This is a genomic window from Polynucleobacter sp. MWH-UH23A, assembly GCF_040409805.1.
Taxonomy (GTDB): Bacteria; Pseudomonadota; Gammaproteobacteria; order Burkholderiales; family Burkholderiaceae; genus Polynucleobacter.
Genome location: NZ_CP099572.1, coordinates 976,945 through 994,862, shown reverse-complemented (window position 1 = coordinate 994,862; position 17,918 = coordinate 976,945). Strand labels below are relative to the sequence as shown.

The following is a 17,918-nucleotide window of genomic DNA, read 5'->3' as shown; positions in this document are numbered from 1 at the left end:
ATTGTGCTAGTTGGATTTAGTCATGGGTTTGCGTTGATAGCGATCAACGGCAGATTCATGCTCATTTAATGTTTCTGAAAAGTGGCTACTACCGTCACCCTTAGCGACAAAATATAAAGCTTTGCTATCTACGGGATGTGTCGCAGCCAAAAGAGATTCTTTACTGGGCATAGCTATAGGAGTTGGAGGTAAACCTTTGCGCATATAGGTATTGTAGGGACTATCTTTGCGTAAATCAGTTTTACGAAGATTGCCATCAAATCGAGGTCCTATACCATATATGACAGTTGGATCCGTTTGCAGCATCATTCCCTTATTAAGCCTATTTACAAAAACAGCTGCAATTAAACCTCTATCACCAGATTTGCCAGTTTCTTTTTCAATAATAGACGCGAGGATCAGCAGATCGTATGGGTTACTTAGGGGCAAATTTGGCGATCTTTGCTTCCATGCTAGGTCAAGTTGTCTTTGCATGGCCTGAGATGCGCGCTGATATATATTGGTATCAATATCATCGGGGTCAAAGATGTAGGTGTCAGGATAAAAGATTCCTTCATCACTCGAATAGTTGAGTTTCAAAACCTGTAATAGCGCTTTTGAGTTCAGACCCTTTGTTTGATGGATTAATGCAGGATGTGAGTCTATTAAATTTCGGACCTGCCAAATTGTCATGCCTGGAATGATTGAGATGCTCTCACGCACTCGATCGCCACGCGCTATCTGTAACAACACTTTTCCTAGGCTAGCACCTTGAGGTAACAAATACGTTCCTGGTTTTAGTTTTGATCCAACAAAAAGGGCTCGTGCGCTTACTTGAAAAGGAAGGGCTGAGAGAAACAAGCCCTGTTCTTTTAACTGCTGTGAAATACTTGCTAAACCAGATTGAGGTGCTATTTTTACTTTGTACGCAAGGCCATTTTGCTCATTGGAGTGACTTGGCACAACTGGCCATAAGAAAATGGCAGCATAAAGAATGGTGATAAATCCTATGAGGGCAAGAAGGTAAATAAGTAACCTAGGAACCTTGGACTTTTTTCGCCAAAAAAGAGGCCTTCCCTGAATTTTTTTTCGCATCAGGCTATGATAAAAGGAAGATGACTGACGAATACAAAAATCCCCCTTCACAAGCCATACCTATTGATTTTGGGCTCTGCTCACTGCCTGAGTGGGGCTTGATTTTTGTTGAAGGTCCTGATGCAGCCAGCTTCCTGCAAAATCAGCTAACCAACTCTGTTTTAGGTCTAGATATGACGGTCTCACCAAAAATTGCTCAAACGCTGTCTTCAGTTAGATTGGTTGGTTACTGCAGCCCAAAAGGAAGGTTGCTGGCTAGTGCCTGGCTTGCATTGACCTCGGGAGATTCTCTCGAGGATCGTTTTGCACTATTTATTTCAAAAGATATTGCCGCAAGCACTGCGAAACGCTTATCAATGTACGTGTTGCGATCTAAAGTAAAAGTGATTGATGTGTCCAATGAATGGAGTGTTTTGGGTTTTTGTTCTAAGGTCAATAAAGAAAATTCATTGACACTTGATAAATCACAAATTGGTCTACAACTACCTGATGTTCAGGTTGACGATCAAATCTATGGGCGATTATTAATCGCTCAACCCAATTCTCCGGATGCAATCGTCAATCAAAGCAAAGCACTTCAAACTTGGAGTGATTTAGAGATCCTGAGCGCTATCCCAAGAATTGTCCAAGCAACACAGGAACAATTTGTACCGCAAATGATTAACTTTGAATCCGTTGCGGGGGTGGATTTCAAAAAAGGATGCTATCCAGGACAGGAAATTGTGGCGCGTAGCCAATATCGCGGTGTCATCAAACGACGTTTAAGCTTGGCTCATGTTTTGGGGGATGAGCTCAACGGAGCCCTCTTCGGTCCTGGCGTAGAGATTTTTCATGCTAATGATGCCAGCCAGCCAGCAGGAATGGTAGTTTTATCTGCGCATAGTGCTTTTGAGCCCGGGCGCATAGATCTTCAAATCGAGTGCAAATCGGAAGCTCTAGAACATGGGGAAATACGACTAGGAAGTATTCATGGTCCTGTGTTAAAAATGGACCCATTACCTTACCCATTAATCGAAATTTAAAAGCCCTGCAATCTAATGTGCCTCATCCTTTTCGCCTGGAATTCTCATCCAGACTACTCATTAGTAGTGGCCGCGAATCGCGATGAGTTTTATGAGCGCGATACCGAAGGAATTTCCTACTGGTCAGAGCATCCAGATATTCTTGCAGGCAGAGATCGTGCGGATGTATTGGGGAGTCCTGGAACATGGCTTGGCTTTAGTAAGACCGGTAAGTTTGCTGCCCTTACAAATGTTCGTGCGCCTAGCGAAAAAAATCCAGACGCCCGCACTAGAGGTGAGCTATCTCTGATGTATTTAACAAGCAAAGACAAGCCCGCATCTTTTGTGGAGCAACAATCTAAACGCTTCAGTCTTTACAACGGCTTTAATTTATTAATGGCAGACTTAAGTGACCCCAAAAATGCAGAAATGCATTGGGTAAGCAATCGGATGTTAATGGGACAAAGTATTCGTCCTAGAAAAGTTTTTCCATATCAACCTTTGGCTCCTGGTGTGTATGGCTTATCCAATGCGATGTTGGATACCCCGTGGCCGAAGGTCAATCATCGTGTGGCAGCATTTGCTCAAGCCCTCGCCATGGATCACGGCGAGCTTAAAAATGCCGACCAGTATCTCAAGGTGCTGGCAGATACACGTTATGCCAGTGATCACGAATTACCAAGCACTGGAGTCAGTAAAGAATGGGAAAAAGCCCTGTCCCCAGCATTTATTAAAACGCCATCTTATGGAACGCGTTCAAGCACCTTGCTCAGGGTACGAAAAGATGGAAACTTTGAAATGGTCGAACGTCGGTTTGATGCTACTGGTACGGTTGGGCATGATGTAATAACTGGCGCCCTCAGCACTGCACCCGATTCAAACCTTTCGGTTTAACTATCTAGAGAAGTTGCTTACTCGGAACGAAGGTCTTCCTTAATTACACGCTCACCTTTTGCATTACGAGTTGGCAGTCTTTTGATGTACTGGAATGTGCCAGTGGCCATGCAGCAAATCTCGCCCTGATCGTTATATAGCTTAGCTTCGCAAAAAGCCATTGTGGCGGTTCTGCGAACCGTATCCGCTTTCACCCGTAATATGCCATTAGCAGCTTGCATAAAGTTATTCTTTAATTCAATCGTGACTACGCTGCGATCACTTGGATCTCCAGATCTAGCAGCTACAGCCATGGCAACATCCATTAGCGTAAGTAAAACTCCACCATGAGCAACAGCCCAAGTATTTGTATGCTCTGGCTTAAGTGCAAGAAGAATCTCCCCTTTACCCATTTCGGCGCTAAGAAAACGCACCCCCAAAAGTTTTAAGAAAGGAACATTTAATTCCTCTCCTAAATTGGCTAGTTGTGTTTGTGGATTAATTTGGACTTGTTTATTCATAAGGGGATTTTAGGGTCTTTGGCGTCAATTTGGGAAGTCACCTAGAATAGCTCTATGGCATTTACTTTGAGTGGCGACGATGTTTGCCAGATTACGCACCCTAGCCCAATTCCCAATCCCTATTGGGTGGCTTTTTCATCTTCCGCAGCAAAACTAATTGGAGTAGAGCTAAGCCATAATGGGTTGCCTATTGATCCTGCATGGCTCGAGATTTGCGCAGGAAACTCATTAACCACATTGACTCATCAATTTACAAGCCCCTTGGCCACTGTTTATAGCGGTCATCAATTTGGCGTCTGGGCTGGTCAATTAGGTGATGGTCGAGCGATTCTGCTGGGGGATATTGAAGGACAGGAATTGCAACTTAAGGGCGCTGGAAAAACGCGGTATTCACGAATGGGTGATGGACGAGCAGTTCTACGTTCCTCTATCCGAGAATTTTTGTGTAGTGAAGCAATGCATTCATTGGGAATACCAACTACGAGGGCATTATCTGTTGTTGGCTCTGAAATGCCAGTGCGACGCGAAATCATTGAAACTGCGGCAGTTTGCACTCGACTTGCCCCAAGCTTTTTGCGTATTGGTCACTTTGAACACTTTGCATCGCTAGAAGACACTTCACGCCTAAAAGAGCTTGCAGACTTGTTGATACGCGATCACTACCCAGAATGCCAAAACACTGCTAAGCCCTATTTAGAATTATTCAAACAAATATGCGTTCGGAATGCCGAGCTTGTGGCGCAATGGCAAGCAGTCGGTTTTTGTCATGGCGTCCTCAACAGCGATAACATTAGTGCTATCGGTATCACTATGGATTACGGGCCGTTTGGTTTTATGGATCAGTTTCAAATTGACCACATTTGTAACCATAGCGATCAAGGCGGTCGATATTCATATCATCGCCAGCCACAAATCATGCGCTGGAATATGGCCTGCTTGGCCAGTGCATTTTTACCCCTAGTGGAGTTAAATCATGAATCTAATGATGCTCAGACGCTACTACGTGATGCGCTTGAGGAATTCGCAGTGGTTTATACAAAAGTCTGGCAGTCCCTTTTTCGAAAAAAGCTGGGTTTGATGACCGCACAGGACGGCGATATTCGGTTGATTGAGCGACTACTCCAGGCAATGCATGATTCAAGAGTAGATTTCACGTATTTTTTTAGACAGCTAAGTCAAGTTCGCCAAGAGCAAGAAGCTCAAACAATTGCATTAAGGGATCATTTTTTAGATCGAGAGTTGATTGATCGGTGGTTTACTGATTATATTCATCGTCTCAAATCAGAAATGAGCTCTGATGAAGCGAGGCAAAGGGCTATGAATTTAGTCAACCCTAAATTTGTCTTACGGAATCATCTAGCCCAAGTCGCAATTGATAAAGCTAAGCAACATGATTTTTCAGAAATCCAAACCTTATTCAAAATACTCACCAGCCCTTATGATGAGCAGATTGAATATGATGCATATGCGATGCCCCCGCCTCCTGATATAGAAAGAGTTGAAGTAAGTTGTTCTTCATAAATTTAGGGATATATGGATGAAAAAGACTGATTCAGAATACAAACGAATATTGAGCGATATCGAATATCGCGTAACTCGAGAGGCTGCTACGGAGCGACCATTTACTGGAAAGTATTGGGATCATTGGGATAAGGGTGCTTATTCTTGCGTATGTTGCGGTACACCACTATTTTTATCGGATACAAAATTTGATGCAGGTTGTGGCTGGCCAAGCTATAACGCACCTCAGAATGAATCCATCATTAAAGAGGTTCGCGATACATCGCACGGTATGATTCGTACCGAAGTAAGATGTGCGAATTGTGATGCCCATCTCGGACATGTGTTTGATGATGGCCCTATGCCAACCGGTCTTCGCTACTGCATTAATTCAGCATCGCTTAGCTTTGAACCGAGTGATAATGTCCAGATCAATAATAAGGTCGATTAATCTCAAGCAACATTTATCTAACGAAGTAAATTTTTCATGAAATTCTTATTTGATCTCTTTCCAATCATCCTCTTCTTTATTGCCTTTAAGTTTGGCGATATCTATACAGCCACCATAGTGGCGATGGTGGCCACTATTGGGCAAATTCTTTGGGTTTACTGTCGACATCGAAAAATCGATGCCATGCAGTGGGTCAGCCTCGTCATGATCATTGTATTTGGCAGCTTAACCATCTTTTTGCATGACAAAACTTTCATTCAACTAAAGCCTACCGCACTTTACTGGCTTTTTTCTGGTGCCCTATTGGTTAGTGCCCAATTTTTCAACAAGAATTGGATTCAAGTACTCATGGGTAAGCAAGTGACTCTAAAAGCTAATCATTCACATTCGGTGTGGCACAAGCTCAATCTTGCTTGGTCGACTTTCTTTTTTGTTATGGGCGCATTAAATCTTTATATTGCCTTTGAATTTTCAGAGGATACCTGGGTCAACTTTAAGTTATTCGGCAGTACGGGCCTGTTAATAGTTTTTGTCATTGCTCAAGGTGTCTGGCTTTCTAAACACATGGAGCATCCTGAGTCATGAGTCTCAACGAAGAGCGCATCAAAGCATTTAAGGCTGACCTTGAGCGGGTATTTACTGCCCTTGAATTAACTATTGAGGACGAAAGTCACCTACATGCCGGTCACGCGGGCGCAGCAAGTGGTGGTGGTCACTTTAGACTCAGAATGGTTGCCCCTGAATTTGATTGCTTGTCGACCGTGGCACGGCATCGCGCTATATATACGGCTTTGAGTCGCCATATTCCTAAAGAAATCCATGCCTTAACTATTTCCGCCCTAACTCCTAGGGAAGCAGGTCTCTAGACTGCTTTACACTAGGACTCATAACTTATAACTTTTGGTCATCATGTTAAAAAATCGTTACTTTCTAGCTATTAGCGCTTTCGCTGCCCTTGTCTCAACTTCTGCGTTTTCTCAAAATGCCGCAATTGTAAATGGCAAAGCAATTCCTAAGGCGCAGCTTGATAAATTAGTTCAAAAATCAGGTCAACCTGGCAATCCTCAAGTACGCGATCAAGCGCGTGAAATGCTGGTTACTAAGGAACTGATTCTTCAAGAGGCAGATAAGCGTGGCGTGATTCAAAAGGAATCGGTTCGTGAACAGTTAGAGCAATCTCGTGTCGGAATACTGGTTGCTGCTGTGTTTGAGGACTACGTTGAAAAAGAAGGTGTTACTGAGGCTGAGTTAAAAGCTGCTTACGAATCTGTTAAAAATCAATACACTGGTAAGGAATACCATGTTGAGCACATCCTAGTGGAAAAAGAGGCTGATGCAAAAGCCATCATTGCACAGATCAAGGCAGGTGGAAATTTTGAAGAAATTGCTAAGACCAAGTCAAAAGACCCTGGCTCTGCGCCAAACGGTGGTGATTTAGGTTGGGTTACCGAGAAATCGCTTGTGCCAGAGTTTTCCAAATCAATGGTGCAACTTAAAACTGGCCAAGTTACTGATAAGCCGGTGAAATCTCAATTTGGTTGGCATATTATTAAAATGGTTGACTCCCGAGATATGAAGGCGCCAAGCTTTGATGAGCTCAAGGCTGAATTAAAGCAAATGATTGCCTCGGATCAGAATTGGCAAAAGGCTAAATTTGCAGAAATGATGCAAAAACTGCGCTCAAAGGCAAAGATCCAATAAACGCCATTGCAGTAACTAATTTTTTCTGGATGGGTATCGGCGTGGTCGTAGTTTTTGAATCGCCATACCCGCTATACCGCAAGCAAGCGCAGACATTACAAAAACGTCTCTTGGCTGAAATAGATCCCATATCCAGCCAGCACATAACCCCCCAATTGTTCCGCCTAATCCATACGATACAGTGACCATGATGGCCTGCCCTCTTGCTTGCAATGAACCCGTAAACCAACGTTGCAAAAGCTTAGTTGCAGCACTGTGGTGAGCTGCAAAAGTTCCAGCATGCATAAGCTGAGCCAGAATCAGAACTATTGTTGTTGGGAAGAAGGCAATCAAAATGAATCGCACCACACCAACGCCAAAAGCACCCTGAAGAATGGCTTCAGAATCAACTCGGCTAATTATTCGATTTTGAAAATAGAAAAAGAGGACTTCTGCGGCAACACCAATGGCCCAAAATAATCCAATCTGAAATTTATCGTAGCCTAAGTTTGCCAGGTAAAGTGAATAGAACACATACAAAGATGCGTGCGCAAAAATCATAAAGAAGCCTGAAATCAGAAACCAACGCACATCTGGATTCAGTAGTACTACAAATAGCTCGCCCTTTACCATTTTGCGACGTTCCATTTTGGGCTCGTGAAGACAAAAAGTTATTGCCGCAAGTGCAAAAAGAATTACAGCGCCAACATAGGGATACAGCCCAATTCCTTTACGTTGGAAGAGCTCGCCTGCAAAGAGTACCATCGCTATAAAACCTATTGAACCCCACAATCTCAAGCGACCATAACGTTTATCAAAGGAATTATCTTTATATAGCGCATGGATAGTAGCAGTCTCACCAAGAGGCATTTGGCTACTCAAAATGGTGTGTAAAACAAACATCCAGATGAAAAAACCAATATAGCTATGTAAATAAAAAATGCACAGAAAAACTAGTGCCGCTAGGCAGGCACAGACCCTAATGATGCCAATACGATTTGATAAGTAATCTGAGAGCCATCCCCAGCTAAATGGCCCAACAATTCTGGTGATTTGAAGCATTGACATCAGCACTGCAATTTCAATGACATTAAAGCCACGCTCTAAAAAGAAGAGGCTTGCATAAGGAGAAACCAAACCTACGTATGCAAAATATAAAAAGAAAAAGGACCCGAAGGCCCAGCGCAGAACAGGCGTCATGTAAGCAATCAATTAATCACGTTTAGCACCTGGTCTTGCAGCAGGTATAGGCTTGAGATCTAAATTAACATCGCCACATTGCGCACGATGACGCAATGCGTGATCCATAATAACTAGAGCCAGCATAGCCTCCGCAATTGGTGTTGCACGAATGCCAACACAAGGATCATGACGACCCTTCGTTTGCACAGTAATAGGCTTGCCCTGCAAATCAATCGATTGCTTAGGACTCATAATGCTAGAGGTTGGTTTAATTGCAATTGACACTCGTAAATCCTGTCCAGTGCTGATTCCGCCTAAAGTGCCGCCAGCATTATTTGATGCAAATCCATCGGCGAACAATTCATCGCCATGCTCGCTTCCCTTCTGTGTAACAGAATTAAAACCGGCGCCAATCTCAACGCCCTTAACGGCATTAATTCCCATCATAGCGTGCGCAATATCAGCATCTAGTTTGTCAAATAGGGGTTCGCCCAAACCTACGGGCACATTACGAGCCCTTACCTCAATTCGGGCACCACAAGAATCACCCGCTTTGCGTAACTCATCCATATATGCCTCTAATTGAGGAATAATGTCAGCATTTGGGGCAAAAAAAGGATTTGCTTCAATCAGGGATGCATCTTTAAAGGGAATCTTAACTTCACCGAGCTGACTCATGAAGCCATAAAATTCAGTGCCATATTGTTCACGTAACCATTTTTTTGCAATTGCGGCTGCAGCAACAACTGGCGCGGTCAAGCGCGCTGAAGATCGACCACCACCACGAGGGTCTCTTAGACCATATTTATGGTGATAAGCATAGTCGGCGTGACCGGGGCGAAATGTTTGCAAAATGTCGCCATAATCTTGGCTGCGTTGATCCGTATTGCGAATCAGCAATCCAATGGGTGCCCCGGTAGTCTTGCCTTCAAAAATACCGGAAAGTATCTCCACCTTATCCTCTTCCTTGCGTTGAGTAACGTGGCGTGAGGTGCCAGGCTTACGACGATCCAGATCAATCTGCAGGTCCGCCACTGTTAAAGGCATGCCTGGAGGACAGCCATCAACCACCGCCCCGATTGCAGGGCCATGGGATTCACCAAAAGTGGTAACAGTAAAAAGTAAGCCTAAAGTATTTCCTGACATACCAACATTATGTCATTTGTCAGAAATCTTGGACTAGAAAGACTTAATTTGTCGTTTTTTCTGCATCTTCAGGCCAGTCACGAATATAGGCCTTGAGCATGGTGTTTTCAAAATCTTGGGCTTCTACAACAGACTTCGCCACATCATAGAAGGAGATGACGCCCATTAGTACCTTCTGGTCCATTACGGGCAAGTAACGGGCATGATCAACCAGCATCATGCGACGTACTTCATCAATTTCAGTCTCCATGTTACAAGTCAGCGGTTTTTGATTCATGACAGAGCGTACTTGCAATCCATCTAGCTTTCCATGGTGTTTTGTTAAAGCTGAAATCACTTCTCGAAAAGTTAAGATGCCAACGAGCTTGTCATACTCCATCACAACCAAAGAGCCAATGTCATGTTCGCTCATCACGAGCACTGCTGTTTGCAATGCGGTATCTGGTGCAACCGTAAATAAGGTGCTTCCTTTAACGCGTAAGATGTCCCGAACTTTCATTTTGTCTCCAAATGCGGTGGATTTATAGATTAATATAGACCCAACCACCTTCTGAATCAAGGGTTTAAGCGTTCGTTTTAGTAACGAATAACCCTGATGACACCACTCCGTATGGCAGGTAGATTAGCCACCAAAACAGCTCCCGCAAGAGTTATCCACCATGTCAGGTAGATCCAGAGCAAGGCCAAAGGAAATATGGCAAAGGCTCCGTAAACCGTCTTATAGAAGGCGGTGTGGGTTAGAAATATCGCAAAACCAAACTTCATGAGCTCAAAACTGATGGCAGCAAATAATGCTCCAGAGATTGCGTCTTTCCACAGGATCTGGGAATAAGGCAAAACTTTATAAACCACTGCAAACACTAAGACCGCCAAAATAATCGGGGCAATTGTGGCTACCAAGCTAAATCCTATCGATAAGGCTTCCGTCCAACCTTCGGTTGCACTGAATAAAGCGCCGCTTAGGTAAATGCCAGCACCAAGAAGAATTGGCCCAAGAAATGTAGCCGCAGAATAGATCAGCACCTTTTTAAGAAGAGGTCGACTACGGTGTACTTTAAAAATTTGGTTAAACGCCCTCTCGATAACAGATAGGGTCATGATGGCAGTCACAAATAAACCGGCGATACCTAAAAGCGTCAGCCCTCTAGCTTGAGCTGAGAATTGATCTAGATAAATGAATACTTGTTGATTTATGCCTCCTGGCATGTATGTATCAAGCAACCAAGTTTTAAATGCATTCTTAACCTGTATCACCCGTGGCAGATAACCGATCAAAATTGTCGCAATGGTTATCATGGGAACCAAAGAGAGAATCGTGGTGTAGGCAAGACTAGCGGCAATTTGATTGAGTTTTTGGTCACGATTACCCTCCCAGATCTCTTTTGCAAGAGAAAGCCATAATTGGGGGTTACGAATTAGACGCATCGCCGTATCATAAAAGACTATGAATAATCACGACATTTTAGTTTTGTATTACTCCCGCTATGGAGCCACCAAAGAACTGGCCCGCCTGATTGCCGAAGGAATTGAGGCCGTTCCAGGGGTCAATGCAAGAATCAGAACAGTCCCTGCTGTATCCACTGTTTGCGAAGCATCTGAGCCATCAGTGCCAGTTGATGGTGCGCCTTATGTAGAGTATTCAGATCTAAAAGACTGTATTGGCCTAGCTCTGGGCTCCCCTACTCGCTTTGGCAATATGGCATCTCCTATGAAGTATTTTTGGGATGGCAGCTCCTCAGAATGGATGAGCGGCTCTTTAATTGGTAAACCAGCCTGTGTATTTACCAGTACTGGAAGCATGCATGGCGGCCAAGAGAGCACCTTGCTAACCATGATGATCCCGCTGCTTCATCACGGGATGATGGTGTTGGGGCTGCCCTACAGCGAGCCGGATCTCATGTCATCAACATCTGGTGGCAGCCCTTATGGTGTCACTCATCATGCCCATGCTGATGGTCGCGCGCCTATCAGCCCAGAAGAAGCAAGGCTTGCTAAGGCACAAGGAAAGCGCCTTGCCCTTACGGCTTTAAAACTTATCTCCTAGTCTGCTCGGTAATGCATAAACTACTATCCAACAAAAACCCATACCAATTAATTGCTGCGGCGGCATTTGTAGATCTTTTTATTCTCTGCGTTGCATGGGAATGGTTTATTTCACCACTTCGCCCAGGTGGCTCATGGCTGATCTTGAAAGGGGTACCTCTTCTATTTGCAATTCCGGGAATATGGAATGCCAAGGTATACACAATGCAATGGGCATCCATGTTAATACTGCTCTATGTAACTGAAGGATTGGTCAGGATTTTGGAAAGTGGCGCTAATTTCTGGTTGGCATTATTAGAGACTGTTTTAGCAACCACCGCTTTTGTTTGTCTGCTCATTTACTTAAAACCAATCAAGAAAGAAGCGAAAAGCTTGGCAAAGAAAAGCATGGAATCATCTTCATGACAGAGTCATTCCTTGAGCAATTAACGCAAATCATTGATCGTCAGCATGTTTTAACTGCTGATATCGATAAAGAACCCTATCTTACTGATTGGCGCAAACGCTACACCGGTAAAGCGCTTGCAATCGTTCTTCCTCGCACCTCTCTAGAAGTTGCCAAGATAGTTCAGCTCTGCGCTAGCAAAAAAATTGGTATCGTTCCTCAGGGCGGTCATACTGGTTTTTGCGGTGGCGCCACTCCCGATCAAAGCGGAAATCAAATTGTATTGAACTTCAAGCGCATGAATTCCATACTGGAACTTGATGAAGCAAACCAAACCATTACCGTAGAAGCTGGCTGTATTCTGCAAAATATTCAAGAGGCTGCAGCAACAAAGGGATTTTTATTTCCATTAAGTTTAGGCGCTGAAGGAAGTTGCATGATTGGCGGAAACTTAGCAACTAATGCGGGCGGTACAAATGTATTGCGTTATGGCAACACTCGCGATCTTTGTTTAGGTCTTGAGGTTGTAACCGCTAAAGGCGAAATCTGGAATGGCTTGAAAAGCTTACGCAAAGACAATACGGGTTACGATCTTCGTGATCTTTTTGTCGGCTCAGAAGGGACTTTGGGAATTATCACTGCAGCCGTGATGAAGTTGTATCCACTACCAATTTCTCAATGGACTACCCTTGTGGCTGTTAATGATGTTCGCTCAACGATTTCTTTGCTCAATTTATTCCAAAAGCGCGCTACCTCACTGCTAACCGGTTTTGAGATGATGACCAATGAGTCGCTGGTGCTTACCGAAAAACACTTTACTCAAATGTCAAACCCCCTGAAAGGTAATCCAGCATATACAGTATTAATCGAGTTATCGGATCATGAAAGTGAGGCTCACGTTCGCAAGCTTTTAGAGGATATATTGCTGGAAGCCTTTGAGGCTGAGTTAATTTCAGATGCAGTTATCGCCAGCAATCTATCTCAAGCAAATGCGTTTTGGCATATGCGAGAGCACATCACTCTTGCTCAAGCAGAAGAAGGTGCGAACCTGAAACATGACATCACTATTCCGCTATCCGCTTTAGATGACTTTATGCGTGAGACTGATGCCTTGATCAGAGCCCAATATCCTGGCGTGCGCATTATTAATTTTGGTCACTTAGGCGATGGGAATCTGCATTACAACATTGCCGCCCCCGAGGGGGTTGAGCCAAAGGAATTTAATCGTTTAAACGAAAAACCCATTCATGATTTGGTCTACGCCCAAGTTGAAAGATTTAAAGGCTCAATCTCCGCTGAACATGGGGTTGGGCAGCTTAAATTGGACGGTTTAAGGGCTCATAAGGGCGAAGTTGCTCACGAGCTCATGAAGAGTGTAAAAAGGGCTCTAGACCCTCAAAATCTCCTAAATCCTCATAAGGTTGTCTCAATTTAGAGGTTTGAATCTCAGCTTTTTCAGATTTTTTTGAAGTTATTGTCATCCTCAGTGCTTTTGAGTGCGTTAAGGAGTCATGGAGGTGGCAAATATGTCAACAAGACTTAAACGTTGGGCCCGCGCTATTCAACAAATCGACCTGTCCAAGAGGACTCCTGAGGTCGCAATTAGCTATTTGGATAGCAAATACCGTGATATCGCATGGCGTTACATCCGAATTTTGGGATTCGAGCGTACCATCAGCTTCATGGCTAGCAATAACTTTCACCCAGAATAAGCATACCTAAATACCAAATAACCCTAAATAATTGATTCATTTAGGGTTTTTTCTTTACAAAGCTGGATTTTCTACTGAAAGAAGGCTGTTGCTTCCTGAATAACAAGCTCAGGCAATTCTTCTGGGATGTAATGTCCGCACCCTATCGCCCTTCCGGTAACTTCTCCTTGCGATACGGCCTGCCAATCAGCAATTGGGGTAAAACACTGATTTACTAGCCCGTGCTCACCCCATAAAACCCGAACTGGCATTTCAAGCTTTTTGCCCTCATTGCGATCAGTACGGTCATGAATTAGGTCAATGGTTGCAGCGGCACGATAGTCTTCGCACATGGCATGCATACATTGTGGATTGCTTGCTCCAGAGAGATATTCAGACCATCGGTCTACTGAAAAGATTCCTGTACCCGCATGGCGGCCCATATGATTCTTAAGCCAATACTCTGGATTTGCGCCGATCATGTTTTCAGGTATCGGTTCTGGCTGGATTAAAAAGAACCAGTGCCAATAACCCCTTGCAAATGCCATTGTGGTTTTGTCATACATTGTTAATGTCGGCGAAATATCCAAGAGCATTAACTTACGAACGCTCTGAGGAAAATCCATGGCTAGTCGATGCGATACCCTTGCACCTCGATCATGACCTAAAACAAAAAATTGTTTGTGACCTAATGCATTCATTAAGTAATGCTGGTCCTTTGCCATAGACCTTTTAGAATAAGTAGAATGATCAGACTTACCGTGCGGCTTAGAAGAAGCGCCATATCCACGAAGATCTGAAGCTACCACCGTGAATGATTTTGCGAGCTCTGGCGCTACGCGATGCCATATTGCTTTCGTTTGCGGAAAGCCATGCAATAAGAGTAATGCAGGTCCATTACCACCAACCAAACAAGCAATTTCAATAGGCCCATCATCCGATGGAACAGTAAGCTTTTTTTGCTCAAAACCTGGAAAAGTAACTGCCATAAGTTGTGGAATTCTCTACAAATTTAAGCGGCAGAATTATTTAGAGGGCACAGTGGCATTTGCAGAAACCTCCATGGCGACACGAACAACCTTCTTTGCCATCTCAATAAAAGAATCAACAGAGCCTGCAGAAGTTCTAAAAGATTCACCCTGAACGGTGACCAAACCTTCACCAAGTAATTCTTTTGATTGGCTATCAGTGATTTTGCTTTCCACCAATAAAGCTGGGGTTTTAGAATTAACACCACCAGCATAGGTAGCTGCACTAACTGCTAGCCCAATAGGAGTGAAATTCCATGGTTGCAAGCTATCTGTTGAACTTTCCGCACCAGTGATACCTACAGTAAATCGAGCGACGCCAGGTCCTGGGGAAGTCACAATTTTTATATTACCACGAGAATTGACTGCTGAAATCATTGAATCTTGTAATGCAATTTGCGCTTGAGAAATTGCTTCAGGACTAATTTCTTTTGTTGCACTTTGATTTAAGTAGATGGGGTCCAAAATTACAGCCGTATAACTAGTCGGACTAACACCAGGTTTACGGTATCTCCATATGCGTGTATCAGCATGGCTAATATTTACCGGTTGCAATAAGTTGTAATTTGGAAGGAAGCCTGATCGTGGCATCGGCTCGGATGCAAGTTTTGGAGTATTGCTACAAGCCGTCAAAACAGAAACAATAAGTGCCGCAATGGAAAGTCGATGATTTGTACGCATATTATTTTGGTAGAGAAAATTAATTAGGAGATGGGCATGGCAAGATGCTACCGGTCTTTTTATGGAGGCTTGGCTTACAGTCAATTGATGTTGCTTGTGAGGATTGGTTTGGAGCAACTGAAGCACTAGGTTCTGATGCTAAAGTGGTTGAATTCTGAGTGGCGGTTGGTGCGCTTGTAGAGGCTTGAGTTGTTTTGGCTGGTTCTAGACCTACAGATTTATAAAACGCTTTATCCGACCCAGGACAGGGCATGACAGCACCAGTTTTTGGATTCACAACATCCTTGCACTGTGGGTTTGCCTCTAATCGAGCCTCTAATTTTGCCGTTGAACAAGCGGCAACACAGAGACCCAAAACAACAGCGATGCAGAACTTAATACACAAAATAATGATTAAGAATAGTTTAGACACTATCCTGCCAAAATCTTCGACAAGAAATCTTTAGCGCGATCCGAACGCGCTTCTGGGTTACCAAAAAACTCTTCTTTAGGGCAATCTTCAATAATACTACCCTGATCCATGAAAATCACGCGATTACTCACCTTGCGAGCAAAACCCATTTCATGAGTAACGCAACACATTGTCATGCCCTCGTTTGCTAGCTTTACCATCACATCCAAGACTTCGCCAACCATTTCTGGGTCGAGTGCTGAGGTGGGTTCATCAAACAACATCACAATTGGATCCATACTCAATGCGCGAGCAATAGCAACACGTTGCTGTTGCCCTCCAGAAAGTTGGCCTGGAAATTTATCCTTATGTGCAATCAAGCCAACGCGCTCTAAGTATTTCAATCCATGAGTTTTGGCGGCGTCAGCTGTGCGACCCAACACCTTCATTTGTGCCAAAGTGAGATTTTCGGTAATGCTTAAATGCGGGAACAGTTCAAAGTGTTGAAATACCATACCTACCCTAGCCCTCAATTTAGGCAAGTTAGTCTTTGGATCATGCAAAGGCGTGCCATCAACAATGATTTGGCCGGCCTGAAATGGCTCTAATGCGTTGATTGTTTTGATGAGGGTTGATTTACCGGAACCAGAGGGGCCACAAATGACAACAACTTCACCTTTATTGATTGAAGTGCTGCAATCCGTTAAGACCTGAAAGTCACCGTACCACTTAGAAACGTTTTGGAGTTCAATCATGATGAATTATGTTTTGGACATTAGTAAATTAGCGGATGATTGCCACTTTCGATTGCACTTTGCGAACAATCTTAGAAAGTGAGAAGCAGATAATGAAGTACGTGAATGCAGCCAAAATATAGGTCTCGATTGGTCGACCATAATTTTTACCGGCAATTTCGAAGCCTTTTAATAGGTCATAAGCGCCAATGGCGTATACCAAAGAGGTATCTTGAAACAAAATGATGGTTTGTGTCATAAAGACAGGAATCATGTTTCTGAATGCCTGTGGCAAGACAATGAAACGCATGTTTTGACTATAGGTCATACCCAAGGCCTGTGCAGCATAGCCTTGCCCCTTTGGTACTGACTGTATGCCTGCGCGGACAATCTCGGAGAAGAAAGCGCCTTCGAAGGCAATAAAGGTAATCGTTGCCGATAGATCAGCGCCGATGGGCCTACCAATCAACATGGGAATCAACAAAAAGAACCAAAGAATCACCATGACCAGTGGAATGGATCGCATAGTGTTCACATAGATGGTTGCGGGATAAGCTAAAGCAGGCTTTCCAGATAATCGCATCAACGCAAGAAAGGTGCCAAAAAGAATTCCACCAATAGTAGCAATAACAGTTAGCTGCACACTGAAGAGCAGGCCCTTCATGATGTAGTTCGTGAAGAGCTCCCAGTTATAAAAACTTAAATCCAAGCTCAACATGCTGGCACCATAAGATTAAGGGCTGTAATCATCAATGTGCTGCCGCTTCTGAGTTAGCAACAATGAAGCCTGGAATACGTGAACGCTTCTCGATATATGCCATCACACGATTTACCGCAAAAGCTGATAAGGCATAGAGCAAGGTTACCGCCAAATAAATTTCAACACCATGAGATGTCTCCTCTTGAGCTTGCATCGCAAAGAGTGTTAACTCAGGTACTGAGACAGCAAATGCTACAGAGGAGTTTTTAATGAGATTCATGCTCTCGGATGTCAGAGGGGGAATCACAATGCGCAAGGCCATTGGCAGAATAACGTAGCGGTAGGATTGAAACGTAGTGAGGCCCAAGGCGGTTGCAGCAGACTTTTGACCGGAAGGTAATGACTGAATACCCGCCCTAACCTGCTCGGCAATACGAGCTGAAGTAAAAAATCCCAAAGCAATACTGACTAACAAATAAGAGGGGAAAGATTTCAATACAGGAATAAAGGCAGGTACAACGTGGTACCAAAGGAATACCTGCACCAAGATTGGAATATTCCTAAATAGCTCAACCCATGCTGTTGAAAAGCGGACTAAGAATCTATTTAACTTATTCTCGGGAGGTAAAGTGCGCAATGTGCCCATCACCGCCCCAAGAATTAAGGCAAGAAAAAGACCCAGGACTGCAACCGCTAAGGTCCAGCCCCAAGCTTTCATGAGCCAATCCAAATAACTTGGATCTGGATTTTTGCCAAGGGCAAACAAGGCCGAAAAACAATGTTCAACAGGCTCTTGGTCTAGTGTGCCCTTACAAAATATTCCTAAATCCATAGTTT

23 protein-coding genes are annotated in these 17,918 nt (G+C 43.8%); 11 read left to right on the top strand and 12 right to left on the bottom strand.

Annotated features, from left to right (window positions below):
- Positions 1 to 6: 6 nt before the first annotated feature.
- Positions 7 to 1,074: an endolytic transglycosylase MltG gene (gene mltG, locus NHB35_RS05235; protein ID WP_353433325.1), complete on the bottom strand. Its 1,068-nt coding sequence runs from the start codon at positions 1,072 to 1,074 to the stop codon at positions 7 to 9.
- Between the two features lie 20 nt (positions 1,075 to 1,094).
- On the opposite strand from mltG, the gene NHB35_RS05230 reads away from it, so the two are divergent.
- Together NHB35_RS05230 and NHB35_RS05225 are read left to right on the top strand one after the other, a co-directional pair.
- Entirely contained in the window at positions 1,095 to 2,096 is a 1,002-nt protein-coding gene (locus NHB35_RS05230) for a folate-binding protein (RefSeq protein WP_353433324.1), read from the top strand.
- Positions 2,097 to 2,111: 15 nt separating this feature from the next.
- Entirely contained in the window at positions 2,112 to 2,969 is an 858-nt protein-coding gene (locus tag NHB35_RS05225; protein WP_353433323.1) for an NRDE family protein, read from the top strand.
- A 17-nt stretch (positions 2,970 to 2,986) separates the two neighbouring features.
- On the opposite strand, the gene NHB35_RS05220 is transcribed toward NHB35_RS05225, so the two are convergent.
- On the bottom strand, positions 2,987 to 3,469 hold the full coding sequence (locus tag NHB35_RS05220; RefSeq protein ID WP_353433322.1) for a PaaI family thioesterase: 483 nt from the start codon (positions 3,467 to 3,469) through the stop codon (positions 2,987 to 2,989).
- 54 nt (positions 3,470 to 3,523) lie between these two features.
- On the opposite strand from NHB35_RS05220, the gene NHB35_RS05215 reads away from it, so the two are divergent.
- The 5 genes from NHB35_RS05215 to NHB35_RS05195 are packed head-to-tail and all read left to right on the top strand — an operon-like array spanning position 3,524 to position 7,121.
- Positions 3,524 to 4,990 carry a protein adenylyltransferase SelO gene (locus NHB35_RS05215; protein WP_353433321.1) on the top strand — a complete coding sequence of 489 codons (1,467 nt, stop codon included), beginning with the start codon at positions 3,524 to 3,526 and terminating at the stop codon, positions 4,988 to 4,990.
- Positions 4,991 to 5,000: 10 nt separating this feature from the next.
- The gene (gene msrB / locus NHB35_RS05210) at positions 5,001 to 5,420 is read left to right on the top strand and encodes a peptide-methionine (R)-S-oxide reductase MsrB (RefSeq protein WP_353433395.1); all 420 of its coding nucleotides are present in this window, start codon (positions 5,001 to 5,003) and stop codon (positions 5,418 to 5,420) included.
- A gap of 36 nt (positions 5,421 to 5,456) precedes the next feature.
- Positions 5,457 to 6,005 (top strand): septation protein A, encoded by a 549-nt coding sequence (locus tag NHB35_RS05205; RefSeq protein WP_353433320.1) that lies wholly within the window; start codon positions 5,457 to 5,459, stop codon positions 6,003 to 6,005.
- Positions 6,002 to 6,286: a BolA family protein gene (locus tag NHB35_RS05200; RefSeq protein WP_353433319.1), complete on the top strand. Its 285-nt coding sequence runs from the start codon at positions 6,002 to 6,004 to the stop codon at positions 6,284 to 6,286. Before NHB35_RS05205 ends, NHB35_RS05200 begins: the two co-directional genes overlap by 4 nt.
- Positions 6,287 to 6,329: 43 nt before the next feature.
- Entirely contained in the window at positions 6,330 to 7,121 is a 792-nt protein-coding gene (locus tag NHB35_RS05195) for a peptidylprolyl isomerase (RefSeq protein WP_353433318.1), read from the top strand.
- 15 nt (positions 7,122 to 7,136) lie between these two features.
- Here the strand turns inward: NHB35_RS05195 and NHB35_RS05190 are convergent, their stop codons facing one another.
- From NHB35_RS05190 to NHB35_RS05175, 4 genes are all read right to left on the bottom strand, one after another.
- Positions 7,137 to 8,300, bottom strand: a complete 1,164-nt coding sequence (locus NHB35_RS05190; RefSeq protein WP_353433317.1) for an MFS transporter — start codon at positions 8,298 to 8,300, stop codon at positions 7,137 to 7,139.
- A gap of 12 nt (positions 8,301 to 8,312) precedes the next feature.
- Positions 8,313 to 9,428: a chorismate synthase gene (gene aroC / locus NHB35_RS05185; RefSeq protein WP_353433316.1), complete on the bottom strand. Its 1,116-nt coding sequence runs from the start codon at positions 9,426 to 9,428 to the stop codon at positions 8,313 to 8,315.
- Between the two features lie 43 nt (positions 9,429 to 9,471).
- Complete coding sequence (locus tag NHB35_RS05180; RefSeq protein WP_353433315.1) at positions 9,472 to 9,927, bottom strand: CBS domain-containing protein; 456 nt, start codon at positions 9,925 to 9,927, stop codon at positions 9,472 to 9,474.
- Between the two features lie 77 nt (positions 9,928 to 10,004).
- Complete coding sequence (locus NHB35_RS05175; RefSeq protein WP_353433314.1) at positions 10,005 to 10,853, bottom strand: YhjD/YihY/BrkB family envelope integrity protein; 849 nt, start codon at positions 10,851 to 10,853, stop codon at positions 10,005 to 10,007.
- 19 nt (positions 10,854 to 10,872) lie between these two features.
- Between NHB35_RS05175 and wrbA the strand changes: the two genes are divergently transcribed.
- The 4 genes from wrbA (at position 10,873) to NHB35_RS05155 (ending at position 13,568) form a co-directional block, all read left to right on the top strand.
- Entirely contained in the window at positions 10,873 to 11,472 is a 600-nt protein-coding gene (gene wrbA, locus NHB35_RS05170) for an NAD(P)H:quinone oxidoreductase (protein ID WP_353433313.1), read from the top strand.
- An 11-nt stretch (positions 11,473 to 11,483) separates the two neighbouring features.
- Entirely contained in the window at positions 11,484 to 11,876 is a 393-nt protein-coding gene (locus tag NHB35_RS05165; RefSeq protein WP_353433312.1) for a DUF2069 domain-containing protein, read from the top strand.
- The gene (locus NHB35_RS05160) at positions 11,873 to 13,291 is read left to right on the top strand and encodes an FAD-binding oxidoreductase (protein WP_353433311.1); all 1,419 of its coding nucleotides are present in this window, start codon (positions 11,873 to 11,875) and stop codon (positions 13,289 to 13,291) included. Before NHB35_RS05165 ends, NHB35_RS05160 begins: the two co-directional genes overlap by 4 nt.
- A gap of 91 nt (positions 13,292 to 13,382) precedes the next feature.
- Complete coding sequence (locus NHB35_RS05155; protein WP_353433310.1) at positions 13,383 to 13,568, top strand: hypothetical protein; 186 nt, start codon at positions 13,383 to 13,385, stop codon at positions 13,566 to 13,568.
- A gap of 71 nt (positions 13,569 to 13,639) precedes the next feature.
- Here the strand turns inward: NHB35_RS05155 and NHB35_RS05150 are convergent, their stop codons facing one another.
- The 6 genes from NHB35_RS05150 to NHB35_RS05125 are packed head-to-tail and all read right to left on the bottom strand — an operon-like array spanning position 13,640 to position 17,913.
- A complete protein-coding gene (locus tag NHB35_RS05150) occupies positions 13,640 to 14,536 on the bottom strand; it encodes an alpha/beta hydrolase (protein ID WP_353433309.1) in 897 nt (298 codons plus the stop codon).
- Positions 14,537 to 14,572: 36 nt separating this feature from the next.
- The gene (locus NHB35_RS05145) at positions 14,573 to 15,256 is read right to left on the bottom strand and encodes a DUF3313 domain-containing protein (RefSeq protein WP_353433308.1); all 684 of its coding nucleotides are present in this window, start codon (positions 15,254 to 15,256) and stop codon (positions 14,573 to 14,575) included.
- Between the two features lie 19 nt (positions 15,257 to 15,275).
- A complete protein-coding gene (locus NHB35_RS05140; protein ID WP_353433307.1) occupies positions 15,276 to 15,668 on the bottom strand; it encodes a hypothetical protein in 393 nt (130 codons plus the stop codon).
- Entirely contained in the window at positions 15,668 to 16,402 is a 735-nt protein-coding gene (locus tag NHB35_RS05135; RefSeq protein ID WP_353433306.1) for an amino acid ABC transporter ATP-binding protein, read from the bottom strand. Before NHB35_RS05135 ends, NHB35_RS05140 begins: the two co-directional genes overlap by 1 nt.
- Before the next feature lie 28 nt (positions 16,403 to 16,430).
- Entirely contained in the window at positions 16,431 to 17,099 is a 669-nt protein-coding gene (locus tag NHB35_RS05130) for an amino acid ABC transporter permease (protein WP_353433305.1), read from the bottom strand.
- 31 nt (positions 17,100 to 17,130) lie between these two features.
- A complete protein-coding gene (locus NHB35_RS05125) occupies positions 17,131 to 17,913 on the bottom strand; it encodes an amino acid ABC transporter permease (RefSeq protein ID WP_353433304.1) in 783 nt (260 codons plus the stop codon).
- Between the last annotated feature and the right edge of the window lie 5 nt (positions 17,914 to 17,918).

Excerpts from the sequence above, each read along its gene's own strand:
- NHB35_RS05135 (WP_353433306.1), bottom strand. The coding sequence starts at position 16,402 with ATGATTGAACTCCAAAACGTTTCTAAGTGGTACGGTGACTTTCAGGTC.
- NHB35_RS05155 (WP_353433310.1), top strand. The coding sequence starts at position 13,383 with ATGTCAACAAGACTTAAACGTTGGGCCCGCGCTATTCAACAAATCGAC.
- aroC (WP_353433316.1), bottom strand. The coding sequence starts at position 9,428 with ATGTCAGGAAATACTTTAGGCTTACTTTTTACTGTTACCACTTTTGGT.
- NHB35_RS05190 (WP_353433317.1), bottom strand. The coding sequence starts at position 8,300 with ATGACGCCTGTTCTGCGCTGGGCCTTCGGGTCCTTTTTCTTTTTATAT.
- NHB35_RS05145 (WP_353433308.1), bottom strand. The coding sequence starts at position 15,256 with ATGCGTACAAATCATCGACTTTCCATTGCGGCACTTATTGTTTCTGTT.
- NHB35_RS05220 (WP_353433322.1), bottom strand. The coding sequence starts at position 3,469 with ATGAATAAACAAGTCCAAATTAATCCACAAACACAACTAGCCAATTTA.
- NHB35_RS05130 (WP_353433305.1), bottom strand. The coding sequence starts at position 17,099 with ATGTTGAGCTTGGATTTAAGTTTTTATAACTGGGAGCTCTTCACGAAC.
- NHB35_RS05160 (WP_353433311.1), top strand. The coding sequence starts at position 11,873 with ATGACAGAGTCATTCCTTGAGCAATTAACGCAAATCATTGATCGTCAG.
- mltG (WP_353433325.1), bottom strand. The coding sequence starts at position 1,074 with ATGCGAAAAAAAATTCAGGGAAGGCCTCTTTTTTGGCGAAAAAAGTCC.
- NHB35_RS05225 (WP_353433323.1), top strand. The coding sequence starts at position 2,112 with ATGTGCCTCATCCTTTTCGCCTGGAATTCTCATCCAGACTACTCATTA.
- NHB35_RS05195 (WP_353433318.1), top strand. The coding sequence starts at position 6,330 with ATGTTAAAAAATCGTTACTTTCTAGCTATTAGCGCTTTCGCTGCCCTT.
- NHB35_RS05165 (WP_353433312.1), top strand. The coding sequence starts at position 11,484 with ATGCATAAACTACTATCCAACAAAAACCCATACCAATTAATTGCTGCG.
- NHB35_RS05125 (WP_353433304.1), bottom strand. The coding sequence starts at position 17,913 with ATGGATTTAGGAATATTTTGTAAGGGCACACTAGACCAAGAGCCTGTT.
- NHB35_RS05230 (WP_353433324.1), top strand. The coding sequence starts at position 1,095 with ATGACTGACGAATACAAAAATCCCCCTTCACAAGCCATACCTATTGAT.
- NHB35_RS05200 (WP_353433319.1), top strand. The coding sequence starts at position 6,002 with ATGAGTCTCAACGAAGAGCGCATCAAAGCATTTAAGGCTGACCTTGAG.
- NHB35_RS05180 (WP_353433315.1), bottom strand. The coding sequence starts at position 9,927 with ATGAAAGTTCGGGACATCTTACGCGTTAAAGGAAGCACCTTATTTACG.
- NHB35_RS05215 (WP_353433321.1), top strand. The coding sequence starts at position 3,524 with ATGGCATTTACTTTGAGTGGCGACGATGTTTGCCAGATTACGCACCCT.
- NHB35_RS05150 (WP_353433309.1), bottom strand. The coding sequence starts at position 14,536 with ATGGCAGTTACTTTTCCAGGTTTTGAGCAAAAAAAGCTTACTGTTCCA.
- NHB35_RS05175 (WP_353433314.1), bottom strand. The coding sequence starts at position 10,853 with ATGCGTCTAATTCGTAACCCCCAATTATGGCTTTCTCTTGCAAAAGAG.
- wrbA (WP_353433313.1), top strand. The coding sequence starts at position 10,873 with ATGAATAATCACGACATTTTAGTTTTGTATTACTCCCGCTATGGAGCC.
- NHB35_RS05205 (WP_353433320.1), top strand. The coding sequence starts at position 5,457 with ATGAAATTCTTATTTGATCTCTTTCCAATCATCCTCTTCTTTATTGCC.